General features: G+C 40.2%; 15 protein-coding genes. 8 read left to right on the forward strand and 7 right to left on the reverse strand.

All coding sequences use genetic code 11. The annotated features are described in order from the left end of the window. The 5 genes from B2X33_RS07430 to B2X33_RS07450 form a co-directional block, all read left to right on the forward strand. The coding region (locus tag B2X33_RS07430) for a TolC family protein (RefSeq protein ID WP_296668735.1) at nt 1-1,370 on the forward strand (1,370 nt) is incomplete at its 5' end. Then, complete coding sequence (locus tag B2X33_RS07435) at nt 1,367-2,320, forward strand: efflux RND transporter periplasmic adaptor subunit (RefSeq protein WP_296668736.1); 954 nt, start codon at nt 1,367-1,369, stop codon at nt 2,318-2,320. The genes B2X33_RS07430 and B2X33_RS07435, both read left to right, overlap by 4 nt. 27 nt (nt 2,321-2,347) lie before the next feature. Next, the gene (locus B2X33_RS07440) at nt 2,348-5,458 is read left to right on the forward strand and encodes an efflux RND transporter permease subunit (RefSeq protein ID WP_296023078.1); all 3,111 of its coding nucleotides are present in this window, start codon (nt 2,348-2,350) and stop codon (nt 5,456-5,458) included. A gap of 122 nt (nt 5,459-5,580) precedes the next feature. Continuing rightward, nucleotides 5,581-5,865 (forward strand): PG0541 family transporter-associated protein, encoded by a 285-nt coding sequence (locus B2X33_RS07445; RefSeq protein WP_296023080.1) that lies wholly within the window; start codon nt 5,581-5,583, stop codon nt 5,863-5,865. 72 nt (nt 5,866-5,937) lie between these two features. After that, nucleotides 5,938-6,489, forward strand: coding sequence for a pseudouridine synthase (locus B2X33_RS07450; protein WP_296023083.1), 552 nt, complete (start codon nt 5,938-5,940; stop codon nt 6,487-6,489). Here B2X33_RS07450 and prmC read toward each other — a convergent pair. Together prmC and prfA are read right to left on the reverse strand one after the other, a co-directional pair. Continuing rightward, nucleotides 6,474-7,454 (reverse strand): peptide chain release factor N(5)-glutamine methyltransferase, encoded by a 981-nt coding sequence (gene prmC / locus B2X33_RS07455; RefSeq protein ID WP_296668740.1) that lies wholly within the window; start codon nt 7,452-7,454, stop codon nt 6,474-6,476. The two genes, B2X33_RS07450 and prmC, sit on opposite strands and share 16 nt — an antisense overlap. Nucleotides 7,455-7,469: 15 nt before the next feature. Then, entirely contained in the window at nt 7,470-8,546 is a 1,077-nt protein-coding gene (prfA, locus tag B2X33_RS07460) for a peptide chain release factor 1 (RefSeq protein WP_296023092.1), read from the reverse strand. A gap of 453 nt (nt 8,547-8,999) precedes the next feature. Here prfA and B2X33_RS07465 point away from each other — a divergent pair, with 453 nt between their 5' ends. Continuing rightward, on the forward strand, nt 9,000-9,656 hold the full coding sequence (locus tag B2X33_RS07465) for an ankyrin repeat domain-containing protein (RefSeq protein ID WP_296668741.1): 657 nt from the start codon (nt 9,000-9,002) through the stop codon (nt 9,654-9,656). A gap of 63 nt (nt 9,657-9,719) precedes the next feature. Here the strand turns inward: B2X33_RS07465 and B2X33_RS07470 are convergent, their stop codons facing one another. Further along, entirely contained in the window at nt 9,720-10,634 is a 915-nt protein-coding gene (locus B2X33_RS07470) for a right-handed parallel beta-helix repeat-containing protein (RefSeq protein WP_296668742.1), read from the reverse strand. 435 nt (nt 10,635-11,069) lie between these two features. Between B2X33_RS07470 and B2X33_RS07475 the strand changes: the two genes are divergently transcribed. Continuing rightward, the gene (locus tag B2X33_RS07475) at nt 11,070-13,124 is read left to right on the forward strand and encodes a tRNA uridine-5-carboxymethylaminomethyl modification enzyme MnmG/GidA (RefSeq protein ID WP_296668744.1); all 2,055 of its coding nucleotides are present in this window, start codon (nt 11,070-11,072) and stop codon (nt 13,122-13,124) included. Here B2X33_RS07475 and B2X33_RS07480 read toward each other — a convergent pair. The 3 genes from B2X33_RS07480 to pepF form a co-directional block, all read right to left on the reverse strand. Next, nucleotides 13,121-14,050, reverse strand: a complete 930-nt coding sequence (locus B2X33_RS07480; RefSeq protein ID WP_296668745.1) for a hypothetical protein — start codon at nt 14,048-14,050, stop codon at nt 13,121-13,123. The two genes, B2X33_RS07475 and B2X33_RS07480, sit on opposite strands and share 4 nt — an antisense overlap. Continuing rightward, nucleotides 14,047-15,069, reverse strand: a complete 1,023-nt coding sequence (add, locus tag B2X33_RS07485) for an adenosine deaminase (protein WP_296668748.1) — start codon at nt 15,067-15,069, stop codon at nt 14,047-14,049. The genes B2X33_RS07480 and add overlap by 4 nt, the downstream gene beginning before the upstream one ends. Before the next feature lie 160 nt (nt 15,070-15,229). Then, on the reverse strand, nt 15,230-17,023 hold the full coding sequence (pepF, locus tag B2X33_RS07490) for an oligoendopeptidase F (RefSeq protein WP_296668749.1): 1,794 nt from the start codon (nt 17,021-17,023) through the stop codon (nt 15,230-15,232). 194 nt (nt 17,024-17,217) lie between these two features. On the opposite strand from pepF, the gene B2X33_RS07495 reads away from it, so the two are divergent. Next, a complete protein-coding gene (locus tag B2X33_RS07495) occupies nt 17,218-18,639 on the forward strand; it encodes a lyase family protein (protein WP_296668751.1) in 1,422 nt (473 codons plus the stop codon). A 118-nt stretch (nt 18,640-18,757) separates the two neighbouring features. Here B2X33_RS07495 and B2X33_RS07500 read toward each other — a convergent pair. Next, the coding region (locus B2X33_RS07500) for a DUF1858 domain-containing protein (RefSeq protein WP_296668753.1) at nt 18,758-19,120 on the reverse strand (363 nt) is incomplete at its 5' end.

A 19,120-nucleotide genomic window follows, 5' to 3' on the forward strand; every position in this document is an offset into this window, starting at 1 on the left:
GGTTTTTGCGAAAGCAAAAATGGCCCAAAAATATAAAACAGGAATGGCTTTTGATGAAAAAGACGGTTTTTAAGACAGTTATTTTTGCCGGAATGTTGCTTGCGGCAAATGTTTATGCGGCGGAAAATTCTAAAAAATATGTTCTTTCGGTGGAAGACGCAGTTAAAATTGCAAAAGAAAAAAATGTTTCGATAAAAAGGCAGAAAATTACTCTTGATGCGGCTTTGCGCGCAAAAAAGGACAGCTGGAATTCTGTGAGTCCGAGTGTGGCTGTTGGCGCAAGTTCGGCAGTTCCGGTTGATTTTTTGACGGGTGGCGACCAGTCTTCTGACTACAATGCGAGTTTTGGCGTTAATGCGAGCGTTTCTGTTTCGCTTTCGGCAAATCTTTTTACTTCGATGAAGAGCGCGCAGCTTTCTTTTGAGCAGAGCAAAATCAGTTTTGATGAGGCTGTCAGGCAGATTGAACTTTCTGTCCGCCAGTCTTATTACGGACTTTTGTACGAAAAGGAAAATATTGGACTTCAGGAAGAAAATTTAAGAATTGCAAAGCAGCAGTACGAAAGCAATCTTCAAAAATACAATGCCGGCAGGTTGAGCGAAGTTGACGCTTTGAGCGCGGAAGTAAACTATAAGTCGAAAATTCCGACGGTTGAAAACGCTTACACGGCTTATATCAACGACCTCGATAATTTTAAGCAGATTTTGGGACTTGCGGTTGCAGATGAAATTGAATTTACAGGTTCTTTGGACGATTATCTTTATTTGGGCGAAATTACGGTTGAAGAAAAAAATGTAACTTCGGCAGCTCTTCAAACCCTTGAGTCTCAGCTCGAAAGCGCAAAAGTTTCTGTAATGGACAAGCGTTTTTCGGCTTTTGCGCCGTCTTTGAATGCAAATTTGTCCTGGAGAGATTCTTCTTGGTATATTGGAAAAGATGATGCTCCTGATCCTAAAAAAACGGCTTCGGTTAGTTTGAGCGCGTCAATTCCTTTGGATGGAGTTTTGCCGTGGTCGCAAAAAAACAATGCGATCGACAGCGCAAAGGATAAGGTTTCTGATCTTGAGCTTCAGATTGATAACGAAAGAAAAAATTTTATCCGGACGATAAATTCAAGCCTGCGTTCAATAAAGCAGAGCCAGGAAGCAATAAAATACAAGCAGGCGAATGTTGAGCTTGCCGAAAAAAATTATTCTATGACGAGCGAAGCGTACAATCGCGGAACAAAGGATTTGCTTTCCCTGCAGAATTCAAATAATACGCTTTTACAGGCAAAGGTTTCTCTTAACAGCGAGATTTTGACTCTTGCAAAAACTATAATGAAATTAGAAAGCACAATCGGTGCTGATTTCGGGAGCTTGACAAAATGAAAATACGAAAATCGTTTATTGTTGCCGCTGTTGCGGTTCTTGCAGTCGTTTTGACGGCAGTTTATGCAAAAACTATCGGAAAATCTTCTGGAAAACCTGCTGGTTTTGATGGAAGAGGCGGACGAGGCGGAAATAGTGCCGTTGTTTCTGTGCGGACAATGACGGCAGAAATTACAACACTTCACGGCTATGTAAATACGAATGGAGAGGTTGAAAGCCAAAATTCGGTTTCGGTTTATCCGGATATGGGCGGAAAAGTAATTTCGACTTCTGTAATGCTTGGTTCTAGCGTAAAGAAAAACGACATAATCGCCTATGTTGATCCGAGCGAGCCGGGAACAAATTACCGTTCAAGTCCAGTTTACGCGCCGATTTCTGGAAGCGTGATTTCGACTCCTCTCAAAAACGGCAAAAAAGTTACTACGAGCACGGCAATTGCGATAATCGGCGACATCAACAATCTTCAGGTTACGGCAAATGTGCCGGAGCGTTATGTTGCGGTTTTAAAAAAGGGGCTGAAGGCTGAAGTTTCTGTCGAGGCATATCCTGGCGTGATTTTTGCAGCAACAGTGAGCAGAGTTTCGCCTGTTGTCGATGCAACAACACGAACGAAAGAGGTTATTTTGACTTTTGACCGCCACGATGAACGCATAAATGCCGGAATGTTTGCAAAAGTAAAACTTTACACGGAAGATTATTCAGGGGCGGTCGTAATGCCGTCGGATGCGCTTGTTCAAAACGGAGATGACTTTTTTGCGTATATTGTAAATTCTTCTGGTGGCGGCGAAACCGTTTCTAAAGTAAAAGTCGAAAAAGGAAAAACCGTTGACGGATATGTTCAGATTTTAAGCGGCGTAAAAGAAGGCGATAAAGTTGTTATACAGGGAATGGCGAGCTTGGGCGACGGTTCAAAAATATTGGATATTTCCAGCCCGACAAAAAAGAACTGATGGCTGCGAAAAAAAAGCGAGGAACTTATGTCTATTTCAAAAAAAACTCTTGAGCATCCTGTTTTAACGTTAATCGTTTTTGCTCTGCTTGGAACAATCGGAATTTTTACTCTTAAAAACGTTGCTGTAAGTTTGATGCCGGATGTTGACTCTCCTTATATAAATGTTCGTACGACTTATAAAAATGCAGGTCCGGAATCTGTCGAAAAAACGGTTACGAAAGTTTTGGAAGGGCAATTAGTTTCTTTGAGCGGATTAAAATCTCTTACTTCCACATCTTCCGAAGGATCTTCTTCAATCAGCCTTGAATTTAACTACGGAACAGATTTGGAAAGTGTTACGAACGACATTCGCGACAAAATAAGCCGCGTAACGCGAAATCTTCCGGATAATGCGAGTTCTCCTTCGATTTTTAAAATGAATGCGGATTCAATGCCGATTATGAGAATTGCAGTCCGCGGGAACCGTTCAAACGACGACTTAAAAATAATCGCCGAAGACCAGATTGTCGATCTTCTTGAGCAGGTTGACGGAGTTGCAGAAGCGAGTGTTTCCGGCGGACGTGAAAAAATTCTGAGAGTTGATGTTTCTCAAAACAGGCTTTCTGCTTATGGGCTTACGATGGCAAATCTTTCGGCTGCTCTTTCTAAACAGAATCTTGAACTTGGCGGCGGAAAAATCAACGAAGGCGAAACAGATTACACTATCAGAACTACAGGAGAATTTTCCAGCGTAGAAGAAGTTGCTGGCACTATAATAACGGCAAAAAACAATTATGTTGTGCGGCTGAGCGATCTTGCAAACGTTTACATGGGTTACAAAGACAAGTCAAGCGAAGTTTACATTAACGGACTTCCGGGCATTTACGTTTCTGTTACAAAACAGTCTGGAAAAAATACTGTTACTGTTGCGAAGGCGACTCGCGAAAAAATTGCAGAAATTCAAGATATTATGCCAAGCGATGTAATCCTCGATGTAATTTCTGATGACTCAGAATCAATTAACGATACAATTGCGACACTTTTGGATTCGGCATATTCAGGACTTGTACTTGCAGTTTTGATTCTGTTTTTGTTCTTGAAATCCGGAAAATCAACCTTAATAATTGCAATTTCAATTCCTCTTTCAATTATAATCACTCTTTTAGCAATGAATTTTGCCGGAATCACGCTTAACATGATGACTTTGACCGGTTTGATTTTGGGCGTTGGAATGATTGTAGACGCATCAATCGTAATGATTGAAAATATCTATGTTTACAGAAGCCGTGGCGCAAAACCGAAAATTGCCGCTGTCTTAGGTTCGCAAGAAATGCTCATGAGTGTAACTTCTGGAAACCTTACTACAATCTGCGTGTTTTTGCCATTTATCTTCTTTATAAAAGAGCTTGGAATGATGGGACAAATGTTCAAGGGAATTATTTTTACCGTTGTAATTGCTCTTGTTTCTTCTCTTTTTGTTGCAGTGTTTTTGGTTCCAGTTCTTGCAGGTGTATTTTTGCCTCTTACAAACAGGGCAGAAAAGCCGATTCGGTTTAAGCCGCTTGCTAAATTCTACGAAATCTTAGAAATTCCAATGACAGTTGTTACAAAAGCGTACAGAAAAGGCTTGAAATCTGCTCTTGAGCACAGAGCTTTGACTGTTTTTGTCTGTATTTGCGCGCTTTTGATGTCGTTTATTTTGATTCCAACATTAAAAGTCAACATGATGAACAACGGAACTGATTCGAGCGTGACGATGAATTTGACACTTGCAAACGGAACTCCGCTCTCTGAAACCACAGCTGTTTTAAGAGATTTTGAAAAAATTGTTGAAAAAGAAATTCAGGGCTATACGACTGTAATCACTTCGATTGGAACAGGCCGAAATTCAAGCACAAACAAAGGTTCAATTCAAATCAATTTGCCGGAGGATTCTAGCAAACAAATTGATACTTCCGATACAGTGCAGACTAAACTCAGAAAATACTTTAATTCATATCCGGGCGCAAGATTTACTTTTAGCCAGGGATTTGGACGGCAGATGACTGGTTCTGAATTTAAAATCCGTGTGCGTTCCGACGATTTGGACAAGGCGATGAATGTTGCCTCTCAAATCCGCGAAGTAATGGAAAAAATTGATGATATTGGAGAAGTTTCAATAGATACGGATCGCGGACTTCCAGAAATTCAGGTTGTAATTGACAGACAGCGCGCTTATTCTTTTGGAGTTGATGTGACGACGGTTGCAAAAGAAATAAATTACGCAGTAAATGGTGTTACGGCGACTACTTACCGCGAAAACGGCAAGGAGTATGATATGATTCTTCTTTACGAGCCAGATGACAGAAAATCTACCGCAAACCTTGAACAGATTTACGTAAAAGGCACAAACGGCATGGTAAGCGTTGCAAATTTTGCGGAAGTAAAAAAAGGTCTTGGTCCTGTAACAATCAGACGCGAAAATCAGACACGGCGAGTTACTGTGACTGCTGACAAAAAAACAGACCGAAATTCGACAGAAATTGTTCAGGAAATAAAAGATGGAATTGCAGAAAGTTTTATTATTCCAGAAGGAGTTTCTGTTGTTTACGAGGGAGCATGGAAAGACACAAAAGATCAGGGAAGAACATATCTTTTGATAGGAATAATGGCGATTCTTCTTGTATTTGGCGTAATGGCAGGAACTTACGAAAGTTTTAAAGCGCCGATAATCAATTTGACGACAATTCCATTCCTGATAATTGGAGTCGTATTCATATTTAAATTTGCGGGGCAGGCGTTCAGCATGACAAGCGCAGTTGGAATCATTATGCTTGTTGGAATTGTAGTAAACAATGGAATTATTTTGGTTGACTACACGAACTTGCTTATAGACCGCGGACGAAAAATGAAAGATGCGTGCCTCGAAGCTGGAGTAAGCCGTCTGCGTCCAGTATTGATGACAACTTTAACAACAATTCTTGGAATGATCCCAATGTGCTTTGCGACAGAAGGAAGCGCGGCTATGGTTCAGCCTATAGCAGTCGCTGTTGTAGGAGGACTTACATCGTCAACTTTTGTAACGCTTTTCTTTATACCGGTTTTGTATTCACTTATAATGAAAGAAAAAAAGCGCGAAAAAAGCCGGATCGAAGTGATTTTGACGGGTGAAAAATAAAAACAAAATTGCATCCTTGCAATTTTGTTTTTACGAGAAAAATCTGTTCACCAAAAGGCAAACAGAATTTTCTCTCTTTACGTTTTTGCGCCATCCTTGGCGCACTAATTTAGGAGCTTTGCATGATTCGCTGTGAAATAATTGCCAATCAGTCGGTTCAGGAAGAAATAACGGTTTTGCTTGAAGAAAAAATTTCTGATATACAATATACAATCGTGCCACTTGTGACTGGGCGTGGAAAAAATAGTTATAAACTTGGAAATTCAACTTGGCCAGAAACAAATTTTCTTTTGATTTCGTATATTGACGACAAGGATTTATCCATGGTCAAAGCCGTTGTAAACGCTGTAAAACAAAAATTTACTGGTGAAGGCATAGAGCTTTTTTGCGTAAAATCTTTGACATAAAATTACGTCCCTGCAATTCAAGGTTTTATTATGCGTAAAAAACATATTCCGAAAATTAAATTTTATTTTCTCATGAACAAAAAGTCTGGGGTTGTCTGCTCTACGGTGAGCGACAGACGGCAAACTGTTTATGAGGTTTTTCCAAAAGAGATTTTGACTGACGAAAATGGCGCAAATCTTCATTCTATTGGCAGGCTTGACGCAGACACGGAAGGACTTTTGCTTTTTACAAATGACGGCAAACTTTCTGACTTTTTGACGCGTCCTCAAAACAAAATTGAAAAAACTTATCTTGTTGGTCTTAAAAATCCAGTTTCCTCTTCTGAACAAAAAGATTACGTTAAAAAAGCAGAGTTTGGGCTAGTTCTTCCGCCAGAAAAAAAAGCAGGCGAACAAAAAAGTTGTGGAGCAAAAATCGACTGGTTAAACGAAAATGAATGTAAAATCACCCTGACAGAAGGAAAATTTCACGAAGTAAAAAGAATTTTTTGTGCGCTTGGAAACGAAGTTGTTTTTTTAAAGCGGATAAAAATGGCAGGACTTTTTCTTGACGAAAATTTAAAACCCGGAGAATACAGGACTTTGACGGAAGCAGAAATTGAAGTTCTTTATGCAATGCTATGAGTTTTTGTTCCGATTACATCTCTTAGCATGTTGTTAAGGTCTTTTTCGATGTGAACGTTTTTAAAACCTGTCTTTTCAAAAAGTTTTGCGGTCTGTTCGGCATTGTATTCTCCTGTTTCCATTATCAGAGTTCCGCCACAGACAAGATGCTCAAAACACTGGGGAACAAGCCTTTTTATCAAAAAAAGGCCGTCTTCTGTTCCCGAATATTCTCCGTCAGAGCAAACATCTCCGTCCAAAGCAAGCAAAGGTTCGCTTCTGCCGTCTTTTAAAAGTTCGAGACTCTCAGAATGAGGAACGTAAGGCGGATTTGTCAAAATGTAATCAAAAGAAAAAGGTACGTTTTCAAACAAATCGGACTGAATGAGCCGGATTCGCGAAAGAGCAGAAGTTAGGTTTTCTGTATTGCTTAGTTTTTCGCCTTCGCCCAAAAGCCTTTCTGCATTTTTTTTGGTAATTTCCAAAGCGTCCGCCGAAATATCGACAAATGTCATTTTTGGCAGACAGTTTACCTGAATTCCGTCATTTTCTAAAAGCGCCTTGAGGACAGAAATTCCAACGCAGCCGCTTCCGCTGCACATGTCGCAGATTTCGGGAATTTTCTTTATACTTCCGTCTTTATTTTCGTTTTTTGAATAAAAAAGCGCGAGTGAATTTAATGCCTGCTCAATGAGGATTTCAGTGTCTGGTTTGGGAATCAAAACTGCCGGCGTTACATAAAAATCGTAACCGTAAAATTCCTTGTGCCCGGTAATATAGGCAACCGGAAGTCCCGTTTTTCGCCGCTGAACTGCATCTAAAAAGTTTGATTCCTGTTCTTTTGACAGATTGCAATCCCGTTTTAAAAGGAGCTGCGTTCTGTCAAAACCTGTAACAAACTGCAAAAGGACAGAAATGTCCAGGTCGGGAGAAGGAGAGTTTTTGAGCTGCTCCTTTCCGTATTTTTTTGCCTCAAGAATATTCAAGCTTGTATTTCCGTTTTATGCTTCAAGCTCTTTGAACTGTTCTTCTTTTGCGTAAACGTTCAGCGCATCGAGCATTTCGTCCATATTTCCCATCATAAACGAAGGCAGGTTATGCAAAGTCAAGTTGATTCTGTGGTCAGTTACGCGATCCTGCGGATAATTGTACGTTCTGATTTTTTCAGAGCGGTCTCCGTTTCCAACCATACTTTTGCGGGCAGCAGAGCGTTCTGCATCGAGTTTTGACTGCTGAAAATCAAAAAGACGAGCGCGCAAAACTTCCCACGCTTTTTCTTTGTTTTTGATTTGCGATTTTTGATCCTGCTGAATTACGACAATTCCGGTCGGAATATGAGTAAGGCGAACAGCAGAGTCGGTAGTATTTACACATTGGCCTCCAGGACCGCCCGCACGCATAACGTCAACGCGAACATCCCCCGGATTGATTTTTACGTCAGCTTCTTCGGCTTCCGGCAAAACCGCAACCGTAACAGTCGAAGTCTGCAGCCGTCCTTGAGATTCAGTCTGCGGAACACGCTGAACACGGTGAACACCAGATTCCCAGCGCAAAGTTCCAAAAACAAACTTTCCCTGGATTTGAGTTACGATTTTGTTAAAACCGCCAACTTCAGTCTCCTGTGCTTCAAGATTTTCGTATTTCCAGCCTTTTCTTTCGCAGAGATGGCAGTACATTTCCCACATATCGCGCACAAAAAGCGAAGCCTCGTCGCCACCAGCAGCAGAGCGGATTTCCAAAATAATATTTTTTTCGTCGAGAGGATCAGGCGGAATCAGTTTGAGCTTAATCTGTTCTTCAAGAACTGGAACTTTTTCTTCAAGTTCTTTCATTTCTTCACGGGCCATTTCCTTCATATCAGGATCATCTTCGGCTGTAATCATCATTTTGGCATCTTCAATGCCGGACAGACATTTTCTATATTCGTTTCCAACTTCAAGCACATCAGACAAATGTCCATGTTCACGCATAACATCCTTGTATTTTTTCTGATCTTTAACAAGGTCTGGATCTTGAACCATTTCGTTAATTTCTGCAAAACGTTTGTCCAGTTCATCAAGTTTTTTTAATAAATCCATTCCCACATATTACAAAAAACACGAGGATTTTTCAATTATCGCGCAATTTTAATGCCAATTTTAAGCAATTTTAAGCAAAAAAAACAGGACGGCATTTATCTTAAAAAACGGAATTCAGACAGGCTTTGTGTAGCAAATTACCTAAAAACCGGCTGCTTTGGGTTCGGTAACCCTCATTGGCGCGGAAAAACAGGTTAGTTTGGCAACCAACCCGTTTTTCCGCGTCAACTCCGCCCGCCGCATCCGGCGTAAGCTTCGGCCTCAAATCAAAAAAAACAAAATTTGACAAATAAAACAACTTGTTATAAAGTTTAGAAAAAACAAGGGAGATGAGTTTATAAAAAAAATCTGTTCAAGTGTTTCTATATTATAATTATATGCAAGACAACGGCGCAGATGGCACAAATTTTTACGAAAATTCAAAAAAATTAAATCAAATAGGAGCGGTAAAAGTTGTTAAAAAGTAAATATTTTTGCATTGCGGTTTTTGCCGCTTGTCTGTGGCTGTTTTTTGGCTGTAAAAAAAATGATGTGCAAGACTTTCTTGCTCATTCTCAAAACGAAAATGCTGTTATGCTTGCCGTTCAGTCTGGAAATTGCGGTGTTTTAAAGGAACTTTTGCTGGGCGGGCAAAAACCGGACGCTTTTTCGAGTGGCAGAATAACGCCTTTAATGTGGGCTTGCCGTTGCGGAAATTTAAAACAGGCTAAACTTCTTCTAAAATATGGCGCAGATCTAGATTTGGAAAGCAGCGAAGGAATAACTCCTTTTGAATATGCATGCATTTCTAAAAATCTTTCGCTTGTAAGGTTTTTGCTAAAATTCAATCCGGATATAAATCATTTTAACAAAGGAGATATGACTCCTTTAATGACTGCTTCTGCCCAGAATTTTTCTGCGCTTGCAAAACTTCTTATAAAAAAAGGCGCAGATGTCAATTTGCAGAATTCAAACGGCGACACTGCTCTTATGTTTTCGGTTTATGCAAATTCTTTAAAAACTACAAAGCTTCTTTTAAAAAATGGGGCAGATCCGTTTCTAAAAAATAACGATGGATTGTCTGCTTTTGATGTTGATGGCGAAAACTGCGGGAAAAATGAACTCAAATAAAAAAGTCCGCAAATGCTGCAGGAGGAGAGGCATTTGCGGACAGAAAGTCATTTGAAATTCAGATTAGTATTTTGTTCTGCTTGAAATTTGACCTTCTTTGTTGTTCTTTACAGTGCAGTTTGTAATTGTCTGCTTTGCGGTGTTTCCGTTAGCATCAATTCCGTACTTGAGGTTATATGTTGATTTGCATGAAAGAACTCTGTGGCTTACATTTTTGTATTTTGAACCTAGTTTAAATCCGTTTCCATCGCCGTCAGGTGTTGTCTGGAGCGAAGAATTGATATATCCGTTGTAAGAAGCTTCGCAATTGTTGAGAGTTACAGGATATGCCTGGCTGTAAAGATCCCAGCCGTCGTCAGAATTATATTTTGCAACACAGTAATTGAACTTGATGTTTTTTCCGCCCGAAAGTTTTGCTGCAAAACCATCGGCATTTTCGCCTTTCGTCGCTTTGTCGTAGTTGTAGTAAGATTCACATCTTGTAATTGTTACATCGTGAGCCGAGTTGTAAACCTGAAGTCCTGAGTCGCCGTTATAGGTGAATTTGCAGTATTCAGCGCGGTTGTTTCCTCCGAGCTGGAAAACCATTCCGCAGTCTGAAGCTTTTGTAACTGTCAGTTTTCTGATTGTCCAGTAAGAGCCGTTTACTTTTACGCCCCAGCCTGTAAATGCAGAGCAGTTGAGCGTTTTTCCGTTTCCGTCAAGTGTGATCACTTTTCCGGAAGATCCGCTCCTTAAAAGCTGCAGCTGCTTTGTAAGGTTGATGTTCGCGGTCAATTTGATTGTGTCGCCAGGATTTACCTTGTTTGCGGCTGTGTACAAATCAGAAGCTGTTCCTACAGAATAAGTTGTTCCCGATGAAGCTGCACGGCTTGAATCAGAAGAAGATTCTGAGCTTTCGCTTAAATTGGAACAAGACACGAACATTGCTGCAGCCGAAACCAAAGCTGCCGCCATTAAAAATTTGGTTACTTTCATAAATAACACCTCACTTTTTTTAATAAACGTCGCTCACGTAAAATAACTATATATTATAAACTGCGCAATACTTTGGATTAAACAGACGTCGTTTTTGGATAAAAAGAAGTTTTGAGCATATTTTATAAAAAAACAGAAAAAATATTACGAAGAAATAGCGATAAAAATTGATTTGCAATATACTGTGGTCAGAATTTGTAAAAATTGCTGATATTTTGAATAAAAAAGATGCAAAAAAGCAAAAAAATGCACCAGCCCGGAGGAAGACTGGTGCAAGGAGCAAAGTAGGAAGTTTTTTGTAACATAAAGAGATTGTTTCTTGTCGCTCTATACTTAAAAAAACAGCGTAAAAGGAAAAGGTTACAAAAAAATACTTTTTTTTCAGAATTTTGTTTTGGATTTGATACAGAACTTTGATTTCACTATAATTTTCGTATGTCTTTTTATGATTCATTTGATGTTGCTGTAATTGGCGGTGGACATGCTGGAACAGAAGCTTGTCTGGCCTGTGCCCGAATGGGACTTAAAACTCTTCTTGTAACTCAGACAATTGATTCGATTGCGCGCTTGAGCTGTAATCCTTCGATTGGCGGTGTTGCAAAAGGAAACATTGTCCGGGAAATCGATGCTCTTGGCGGCGAAATGGGCAAACTTATAGACAACTCGATGATTCAGTTTCGTATGTTGAATAAAAGTCGCGGTCCTGCCGTTCAATCGCCCCGTTCTCAGGCAGATAAAATTCTCTATGCGTCTTTGGCCCGGCAGACTATCGAAACAACGCCAAACCTTTCTACTTTGATGGATACGGTCGTTGATATTTTGACAACGGCTTCTTCTTCTCCTTTGCCTCCAGACAGCGACACTGCCGCAGAAAAAGGCTCGATTCCTGGAGAATTTCGCTCCGAATGTTTAACGGAAGCTGCCCGTTCTGGAAAAAGACAAAAAATTACTGCGATTGTTACAGAGCGCGGAAGAATTATTCCTGTTCGTGCTGTTGTTCTTACTACCGGGACTTTTTTGGGTGGACGCATTTTTATTGGCGAATACGATGCTCCTTGCGGAAGAATTGGCGAAGCCGGGGCTTTTGGACTTACTCATTCGCTCAATCGTCTTGGCTTTACAACTGGCCGCCTAAAAACTGGAACACCTCCGAGAATTTTGCGCCATACAGTTGATTTTTCAAAGGCTGACTTGCAGGAAGGCGATGAAGAAGTAATTCCTTTTAGTTTTGATGATGAAAAAATTGACCGTCCGATGGTTCCGTGTTATTTGGTTTATACAAACGAAAAAACTCACGAAATTATCCGAAAAAATATAAATCGTTCTCCTCTTTATTCTGGAAAAATCAGCGGAATTGGACCTCGATACTGTCCTTCAATAGAAGACAAGGTAATGCGTTTTGAAGAACGCGACAGGCATCAGCTTTTTGTAGAGCCTGAAAGTTTGCAGACGGATGAAATTTATCTTAATGGCTTGAGTTCAAGTTTGCCGGAAGAAGTTCAGGATTCGTTTTTGCGCACAATTCCTGGCTTTGAAAATTGTACAGTAAGCCGTCCTGGATATGCAGTTGAATACGATTATGTTGAGCCGACTCAGCTTTATCCGAGCTTGGAAACAAAACGCGTTGCCGGGCTTTTTGACGCCGGTCAAATAAACGGAACTTCTGGATATGAAGAAGCTGCTGGCCAGGGGCTTGTCGCAGGAATTAACGCCGCTCTTTATGCCAGGGCGCACAAAGAACTTTGCGGACCTCTCTGTTCTCCGTCTTCCGGAATGGGCCAGACTCCGGCAAGCATGGAAAAGGGCGCTTTTCAAAACAAGCCTGGCATGACAGACGAAGAAATTGCGGCTTTTGCAGAAATTTCTGCGAAAGAAACAAAGGCAATAAATTCAGCTTTGCAGAAAGCGCAGAGCGACAGCGGTTATGAAAATTTTGATTCAATTCCTGAATGGGAACCTCTTGTTTTAGGACGAGATGAAGCTTACATCGGCGTTTTGATTGACGATTTGGTTACGCTTGGAACAAAAGAGCCATACCGGATGTTTACCGCTCGCGCCGAGTATCGTCTAAAACTGAGGCATGACACAGCCGACCGCAGGCTTAGCGAAAAAGCCTTTGCTGTTGGCTTAAAAACAGAAAAGCAGATTCAGTCTATGCGCGCAAAATATGCTTTGATTGATGAGGCCGTGGCGCTTTTGTTAAAGAAAAAAGACGCTCAAAATCCAGGTTATGCGCCAGAAATTTGGAAAGTCGCCCAGGAAGATTTTAAATACAAGTATTATATTGAAAAACAGGATGCCCGCGTTGCAAAGATGCACAAAATGGAAAATCGCAAGATTCCGGCAAATTTTGATTACGGAGCAATTCCTGCTTTGAGCGCCGAAAGCCGCGGAAAACTTGAAAAAATCCGTCCGTTGACACTCGGTCAGGCAAGCCGGATTTCCGGGATTAGAAATTCAGATATTATGCTTTTGATGGTTTATCTTTAGCAGATTTTTAAGATAGAAAGCATTTCTTCTTTTGTAAAAAGTCCGGTGTTGCAAAGCTCGCTTGCAAGCTGGCTGATTGATTTATTAAAAAGAAGGATGCTCTGCGTTCCGAGAAAAGTTTCTATTCCCGCTTCTAAAAATGAACGCATTTTTTTTGCCTTTTCTGAAAAATCCATTTTTTTGTCTTTAAAGTGAGTTTCTGGCGTTATAACAGTTTGAATTGATTTTTTTTTGAGAAAAGTTAAAATTTCGCCAAAATTTGCGGCGTTGTCTGCGTTGATTAGAACCTGTGGCTCAAAAAACTCAAAAACCCTAAAAAAATCATTTGCCGAATCGACAGAACTTAAATCCACTCTGATTTTTAAGCCGTTTTTTTTGACAGTTTGAATCAGTTCCTTAAGTTCTGTTGAATTTTCTGTCAAATTGAGGATGTTTTTTCCGTAAAAATAAATTCCCTTGAATAGTTCTTTTGAATTTTCGTTTAATAAAAAGGATTTTGCGAACTGCAAATTTTTTTCTCTAAAATCGGCTGAATCGGTATCAAGCGAAAAAAAAGCGTCTGATTTTGTATGATCGCTGTATTTTTGAATTTTTGTCTTTAACAGCAGGAAGAATTCACAGTTTTTTTTGCAGTTTTGAAAAAGCTTGCTGTCGATTGCTGCGTTTGTTTGAATTATGTTATCGGCAATGTTTTCAGAAATTGATAGAAACAGAAGTTTTTTTATGTCGTCTTCTGTTGCAATTCTCATAGAAGTGTATTCGTGGACTTGGTTGCGCATTTCGATTTTGACAGGCGATCCATCTTCTGGAAAGCCTGGAACATAAAATCCTGCCCAGGTAACAAAAGAAGGATAGCGCATTCCTAAATCAAGGCTTGAATGAAAATCTTTTTTTGGAAGCTTTATAAAATCTGCAACTGACGTCATTTTCTGTTTTTCCAGTTTTTTTCAACTTCGGAAAAGGCTTTTTCTTTTTCTGTTTGGCTTAAGAACGACGCTTTAAAACTGTTTAAAATGACTTGTTTTAGTTCTTCGTGCGAAAAATTCATCTGGCTGTAGGCGTTCCAATATTCGTCCAAAAGTTCAACTCCAAAGAAAAGCGGATCATCGGTGTTGAGAGTTACGAGCATTCCACGGTCAAAAAAAGCGCGGAATGGATGTTCTGAAAGTGATTTTACAAATTTTTTTGTAAAAACGTTGCTTGTCGGGGCAATTTCAAACGGAATTTGCCTTTCTGCGCAAAAATCCATAAGTTTTTCGTCCTGGATTGCAGAAATTCCGTGTCCGATTCTTTGCGCATGGCAGATTTCGAGTGCGTCCCAAATTGACTGCGGCCCCTGGTCTTCTCCTGCGTGTGCAACAGCATGGTAGCCGGCGTTAAGTGCTTTTTCAAAAACAGAGCCGAAATCTCTTGAAGGACCCTTTGATTCTGCGCCTCCAAGTCCGATTCCTATAAAACCTTCAAATGGATTTTCGCTGAACATTTTAAAATTGTTTTCAGCGTTTTCAAGTCCAAAAGTTCGGCTTACGTCTCCAGAGAGCCAGACTGTAATTCCTGTTTCGTCTTTGATTTTTTTTATATTTTTGGCGAAATTTTCTGTCATTTCTTTATACGAAAAACCTTTTTTTATAAAGGCTGAAGGAGCAAAAAAGGCTTCGCAGTGGATTATTCCATTTCGCAAAAGATAATTTTTTAAATCTTCAAAAACAAGATCAAAATCGCTTACTTCCGTAAACAAATCCTGAACTTGCAAAAACGCGGCGATAAAACCGTTCAGATCCGAGTATGAAAATAATTCTTCCAGCGAATTGTCAGAAAATTCAGTTCCGTTCTTTTTTAGATAGAGCTTTTTAATCGATTCTTTGCTTATTACGGCTTCGATGTGAATGTGAATTTCTGCTTTTGGAATGTTTCTGTAGAATGAATAGAATTCTGTTTTTTTCATACTTCTGTTCCTCGCAAATTTTTCTGTCAAAACGCCATTGAACCGTTGTTTTCAATGAACGTTCCGGCAGGCACAGCAAAAAAATTGTTGTACCAATGCCGCTAGATTATCGGCAGAAAAACTGCCGTTCTTTAATAAAATCCAAAGTCCGAGAAAAAAATTAGAGTTTTTTTAAGTCGTCGACAATCTGTGCAAAAGTGTCCAATGCGTCTTGTACAGGCTTTGTCGAAGACATATCAACTCCGGCAATTTTTAAGCTTTCGAGCGGATAACGGCTTCCGCCAGACTTTAAGAATTTAAAATAATCTTCTTTTTCTTTTTCACCGCCATGCGTAACTCTTTTTGCAAGAGCGAGGGCTGCCGAAATTCCGGTCGAATATTTATATACATAGAAAGAATTGTAAAAATGTGGAATTCTCAAACCTTCCATGTCGCTTTCTTCTTCAAAAATCATTTCCGGGCCAAAATATTGAACTAAAAGCTCGCGGTAGATTTTTCGCAAAATTTCGGCGTTAAGAGGAGTTCCGTTTTCGACAAGTTCATGAGCCTTGAGTTCAAATTCTGCAAACATTGTCTGCCTGTGCAGGGTTGCAAGAATGTCGTCGGCGCGCATTGCCAGAAGGTAGGTTTTCATTTCCTTTGTTTTTGCGTTTTTTAAGAGATATTCAAAGACAAGCTCTTCATTAAAAGTTGAGGCAACTTCCGCTTCAAAAATCGTGTAGTCGTAGCACATAAACGGATTGTTTGTCTTTGAAAAATAAGAATGCATTGAGTGTCCGCCTTCGTGGGCCATTGTAAAAACGTCTCGGATTGCATCGTCCTTGTAATTTAACAGAATGTACGGATAGCCGCGGTAAGCTCCAGAACTAAAAGCGCCGGAACGCTTTCCTTTGTTTTCGTAGCGGTCAACCCAGCCATTTAAAAGACCGTTGCACAAAATGTCGGTATATTCTTTTCCGAGCGGAGCGAGTGCGTTGCGGCAAATTTCTACGGATTCTTCATAGCTTGTTTTTGTTTCAATGTCTTTTACGAGCGGAACATAAACGTCGTAATGGCGAAGTTCGTTTAAACCAAGCATTTTTTTTCGGAGCGAATAATAATCGTGCAGGGCTGGCAGATTTTTGTGAACAGTGCCGATCAAATTTTTGTAAACAGCCGGTTCAACTTTGTTTGAATAAAGGCTTGCTTCGAGGCTGGAATTAAAACCTCTTGCGCGGGCATAAAAAATGTCAGAATTTACATTTCCGGCGTAAAGCGAAGCAATAACATTTTGATGTTTTACGAACGATTTATAGAATTTTTTGTATGCGTTTTTTCGGACATTTCTGTCAGGGTTTCTGATTAAAAGTGAAAATGTTGACTGTGTTAGAGGTTCTTCCTTGCCATTTACAGTCACGCTTTCAAAATCCATGTCAACGTTTTCGAGCAAACTGAACGCATTGTCAGGAGTCTGCAAGGCTTCGGCGGCAAGCGAAAGAATTCGTTCTTCTTTTTCGCTTAAAACATAAGGTTTTTCGTGCAGTTCTTTTTGAATAAAAATTTTGTAGTCGGCAAATTCCGGCAGGTTAATCCAGTCGTTGAGTTTTTCGTCAGGAATTGCCATTAGTTCTGGAGAAAAAAATGAAGCTTCTGCGCTGGCTTTTGCATAAGCCATCATCGCTCTGCCTTCCATATCCTGAAAAGAACTGTCGCTTTCGTCGGAAGTGTGGCAGAGGCTTGCGTAGCAGTAAACGGTTTCGAGGGTTTTAAAAAGCTCTTCGTAGGCTTTGAGCGCATCCAGAAGCGATAGGGAAGAATCTTTGAGTTTGCCTTTAAAACTTGCAAATTTTTGTGTAAGAGAAGCAATTTTTGCAAGATCAGCCTCCCACTCCTCGTTAGTTTTATACAAAGTAGAAAGATCCCATTTGTCAGAAGCCGGGATTTCGCTGCGATTAGGAATAAAAGAATTAGACATACAATAGATAATAACACAAATTTTGTAAAAGTAAATGAATTGCGCTTTTCGTGTTTTGCGGTAGGGATTGGAAGGGCGGCGAAGCCGTTGCGGAGCAATGCCAACCCTGCAAAGCCCGACGGCACTTTGTGCCGGACCGCCCGAATTTTTCTTCTTATTGAGAAACTGAGCGTAATTTATTATAATTTTGGCTTATGGAAACTCGTAACATTTTTGAAAATCTTTCTTGTATCGACCACCGCTATTCTATTTCGGAAAAGGCGGTTTTTGACGGACTGTCGCAGTATATTTCTGAACAGGCTTCTATCCGTTCTTGCGCTAAATGCGAAGCGGCTCTTGTAAAGGCTCATTTGAAGGTTCGCGGCCAGCTTACTGACGAACTTGCTAAAAAACTCGACGATGTTGCTTCTGCTATTGACCCGGAAGAAGTTTATGCTGAGGAAGAAAAGACTAAGCACAATATCCGCGCTCTTGTTAACGTTATGAAGACGAAGGTTGATTCTAAAATCGGTCCTCTTATTCATCTTGGAGCAACTTCTGTTGATATTTTGGATACGGCTCTTTCTTGTCGTATGCGCGATGTTACTAAAAATGTTGTGCTTCCTGAACTTAAAAAACTTGAAAATTATCTTTGTGATATTGCGGAACGCGAAAGCGCGACTCCTCAGGTTGGACGCACCCACGGACAGCACGCTGTTCCTATTACTTTTGGCTGGGAAATTGCAGAATTTGTTGCCCGTCTTGGTAAATCAATCTTAAAAATCGAAGAGCTTTCTGACGATTTAGTTGGAAAACTTGCTGGTCCTGTTGGTTCTTACAACGGTCCTTCGATGATTGTAAAAGATCCTGAAGAACTTGAGCGCATTTATACTGAATTTCTGGGCCTTAAGCCGTCTGAATATTCAAATCAGCTTGTAGAGGCAGAGCACGTTCTTCGCCTCTTGCTTGAGATGAATGTTGCTTTCGGTATTATTGCCAATTTGGCGGACGACTTGCGCAACTTGCAGCGTTCAGAAATTGGCGAGGTTTTTGAATATTTTGCTGCAACTCAGGTCGGCTCTTCGACAATGCCTCAGAAACGCAATCCATGGAACAGCGAGCACGTTAAATCTTTATGGAAGGCTATGTGTCCTCGCGTAGTTACTTTCTATATGGATCAGATTTCTGAACATCAGCGCGACCTTTCAAATTCTGCAAGCCAGAGATTTATTACTGACTATATTGCCGGCTTTACAATGGCAGTAAGCAGAATGAATTCAGTCGTAAAAGGATTGCAGGCTGACCGCGACAATATGGCAAAAAATCTTGAAAGCGCCGGCGGAAAAGTTAAGGGCGGCGTTCTTGCTGAACCTGCATATATTCTTCTTGGCGAAGCCGGATACAATGACGGACACGAAATTATCCGTCAGATTACGCTTGAGGCGGAAAAGTCTGGAAAAACTTTCTTTGAAGTGCTTAAAACTCACGAAAAAGAATATGCAGATATTACAGCCCAGCTTGAAAAACTCGGCGTAGAAAATCCTGCAAATTTCTTTGAACATCCTGCGAACTACTGCGGACTTGCCGCAAAAAAATCAGCGCGTCTTGCAAAAAAATACCGCGAACTGATGAAATAATCCGCGCCTTAAACGGTGTATTTTTTTGTTAACAACTGGATAAATTTTTTTCCGAATTTGAGTGAATGTAAAATCATCCGCTTAAATTCGGATTTTTTTAAATTTGTGCAGAGAGTTTTTATTTATTTTCGTTTTGAACTTCCGCCTGATGTAAAAAATCTTTTAAGTCTTCGATAACTTCGTCTGCGTTTAAACCGTGAACCATAGCCGCTTCTTCGAGAGTTTCCATTTGAGAAGCAAAACAGCTTATGCAGTGCATTCCCATGAGCATGAGAGGTTCTGTAAGTTCAGGATAAAATGCTACAAGCGTGCTTACGAGCATGTCTTTTGTAAGTTCCGGTTTTTTTGCTTTTTCCTGATTTTGTATATCGTTTTGATTTTCCATTTTATTTTTATCCTCAGTTTTTAGATTGAATTTTGTTTGCGTATTTTGTCCGAAATTTAACCTTATAAGAAAATTTTCTTCAATAAAGATAATAAT

Source organism: Treponema sp. UBA785, from assembly GCF_002297065.1.
Taxonomy (GTDB): Bacteria; Spirochaetota; Spirochaetia; order Treponematales; family Treponemataceae; genus Treponema_D.

What these genes read in the sequence shown, in the direction of transcription:
- B2X33_RS07435 (WP_296668736.1), top strand. Translation starts at nt 1,367, where the DNA reads ATGAAAATACGAAAATCGTTTATTGTTGCCGCTGTTGCGGTTCTTGCA.
- B2X33_RS07440 (WP_296023078.1), top strand. Translation starts at nt 2,348, where the DNA reads ATGTCTATTTCAAAAAAAACTCTTGAGCATCCTGTTTTAACGTTAATC.
- B2X33_RS07445 (WP_296023080.1), top strand. Translation starts at nt 5,581, where the DNA reads ATGATTCGCTGTGAAATAATTGCCAATCAGTCGGTTCAGGAAGAAATA.
- B2X33_RS07450 (WP_296023083.1), top strand. Translation starts at nt 5,938, where the DNA reads ATGAACAAAAAGTCTGGGGTTGTCTGCTCTACGGTGAGCGACAGACGG.
- prfA (WP_296023092.1), bottom strand. Translation starts at nt 8,546, where the DNA reads ATGGATTTATTAAAAAAACTTGATGAACTGGACAAACGTTTTGCAGAA.
- B2X33_RS07470 (WP_296668742.1), bottom strand. Translation starts at nt 10,634, where the DNA reads ATGAAAGTAACCAAATTTTTAATGGCGGCAGCTTTGGTTTCGGCTGCA.
- B2X33_RS07475 (WP_296668744.1), top strand. Translation starts at nt 11,070, where the DNA reads ATGTCTTTTTATGATTCATTTGATGTTGCTGTAATTGGCGGTGGACAT.
- B2X33_RS07480 (WP_296668745.1), bottom strand. Translation starts at nt 14,050, where the DNA reads ATGACGTCAGTTGCAGATTTTATAAAGCTTCCAAAAAAAGATTTTCAT.
- add (WP_296668748.1), bottom strand. Translation starts at nt 15,069, where the DNA reads ATGAAAAAAACAGAATTCTATTCATTCTACAGAAACATTCCAAAAGCA.
- pepF (WP_296668749.1), bottom strand. Translation starts at nt 17,023, where the DNA reads ATGTCTAATTCTTTTATTCCTAATCGCAGCGAAATCCCGGCTTCTGAC.
- B2X33_RS07495 (WP_296668751.1), top strand. Translation starts at nt 17,218, where the DNA reads ATGGAAACTCGTAACATTTTTGAAAATCTTTCTTGTATCGACCACCGC.